Raw genomic sequence first — 2,097 nt, forward strand, 5'->3', positions numbered from 1 at the left:
AACTATCATGGCCGTACTCTTGGTGATAGCCTTCCTCATAAGAGAAATATCTGCCTGGTAGTCAGAATTTACTGGTATGCGTTTTTCGCGCATTCCAAGATATTCAACAGCCTTGCTGAAGGATGGATGAGCTGTAACAGGCAATATAACCTCCGGAAGCGAGTTGTGGTTTTCCAGGAATGTATCTCTTGCCGCTTTTATGGCTAGTATAATGCTCTCTGTACCTCCAGTAGTAAATGTGCCTGCAGTTCTGTCATCACCATTCAACAGGGAACCCATCATGGCAACAACATCGTTTTCAAGTTTCAGGGTGCTTGGGAAAGCATGATAATCCATTCCATTCCTGTTTGAAAATTTCAAGAATATGTCCTGTAAATTATCCATTTCTTTAATTCCAGGGTCATAAAAATATGTGAACAATCTTCCTCTGCTGTTTTTTATATCATATTTTCCATAGGAATCCAATATATCATGGATTTTTTCAGAGCTTAAACCATTTTCAGGAAACTGTTTTAACATTATTTAATATAAGGTTAAGGTTAAAAAAATTTTCCGGAAAAGTTTATTTATGGTGTTTTTTTAATTTTTTTCCTGCTGCAATTATTATCTTTTCGGCAAGTATCTGATCTGAATCTATTATTGGAAGGGAAGTATATTCCTGTTTAAGTATTACAGGTATCTCAGTGCATGCAATGATAATTGAATCACAGCCATTTGCTTCCAGATCCCTTATTACTGGAGCCAGAATGGATTTGCCTTCTTCTGTGTTACCTAATTTTACGGCCTGAACGGCAGCCATAACCTTGTCTTCTTTCTCTGGAACTACGGGGTGTAATCCTGCTGCAGCCAGGCTATCTATATAGAGTCCAGATTTAATTGTTGCTGTGGTAGCAAGAATTCCTGGTTTCCTGTACCCCGATTCCAGTGCAACTTTTACTGTGAGGTCTATCATATTTAGCACTTCAACATTTTTATGGAATTTATCAAACCATATATGGGCTGTATTACACGGAATTGCTATAGTTCTGATTCCATTCTTTTCAAGAAAATCTATACCTTTGTTAATGGCATTAACAGGGGTTTCCTTTCCGTAAAAATACGCGTCTATCCTGTTTGGTATCTCAGGGTCGCTATATAGTATATACCTTACATGATCCTGATCCTTTTTGGTATCTGTCAATTCAACAACGCGGTCCAGGAATTGATTTGTTGCCTTTGGACCCATACCCCCTATAATACCTATTTCTATGTCCATAATTACCATAATGAAATCCACAAAGGTAATTTAAATTATCCCTTGCAGTATATCAACCCCCAGGTTCTATTGAAAAAACCTACCACATTAGAGTATAAATGTCCGAAAAATAAATGATTGATATGTACAACCTTATTCCAGGAAACATACTAATGCTCTCAGTGAACCGTTCTCAGAAGATTATGCAGTCTTATACATCATCTCTGTTCGGAACGCATGCTATCTCAATCAGACCTGGTCCAGAAACATCAGGCATGCTTCTGGTGTACAGGTATTCATCCATCATGGATGGGAAAGAGTTTGCCACACTCACGGGGAACGGGTCTCCGTATGCCACAATTCAAGGAAATATAGGAATAAGGTAAAATAAATAGCTCAACGTTATTTATATTGCTCCTGTAGCATATAATATCATTGTAATATAAAATACACCTTTCCTATCTATCCGGTCTGATGCTGGAACTTAAACTGAAAAACCTGTAATAGGCCAAAAGGGAGACCGTACCAGAAACTATGCTATGTAATTGGCGGGAATACTTACCCATATTGTTGCAACTGAGTACATACAGAATGCTTTCTATTTCTTGACCAAGATATAATATCAAAATGTTACTATAAAAATTATTAAATTCAAAGGTATTTTAGAGATAACTTAAGCCATAGCTATCTGGCTTGCATGTTCTAATCAATATTTTTTTGATTCAAATCTCTATATAATTCAAGTGTGACCCAGTCAAGTTTTTTCATGTCCATTTCCGTATCAACTATTAACTGAAAATACTCCTTAGCTCTGTATTCTGGAAGAATAAAATTCATAAACAGTTTGTCATCAGATGCATAAA

3 protein-coding genes are annotated in these 2,097 nt (G+C 36.6%); 1 reads left to right on the forward strand and 2 read right to left on the reverse strand.

The genetic code is table 11. The features are described 5' to 3' along the window. The coding region (locus AMDU4_RS09055; protein WP_290704817.1) for a pyridoxal-dependent decarboxylase at nt 1-519 on the reverse strand (519 nt) is incomplete at its 3' end. 43 nt (nt 520-562) lie between these two features. Next, on the reverse strand, nt 563-1,264 hold the full coding sequence (locus AMDU4_RS09060; protein WP_021787678.1) for an aspartate/glutamate racemase family protein: 702 nt from the start codon (nt 1,262-1,264) through the stop codon (nt 563-565). Nucleotides 1,265-1,377: 113 nt separating this feature from the next. Between AMDU4_RS09060 and AMDU4_RS09065 the strand changes: the two genes are divergently transcribed. After that, nucleotides 1,378-1,620 (forward strand): hypothetical protein, encoded by a 243-nt coding sequence (locus AMDU4_RS09065; protein WP_290704274.1) that lies wholly within the window; start codon nt 1,378-1,380, stop codon nt 1,618-1,620. Nucleotides 1,621-2,097: the final 477 nt, after the last annotated feature.

This window comes from Ferroplasma sp. Type II (genome assembly GCF_000496155.1).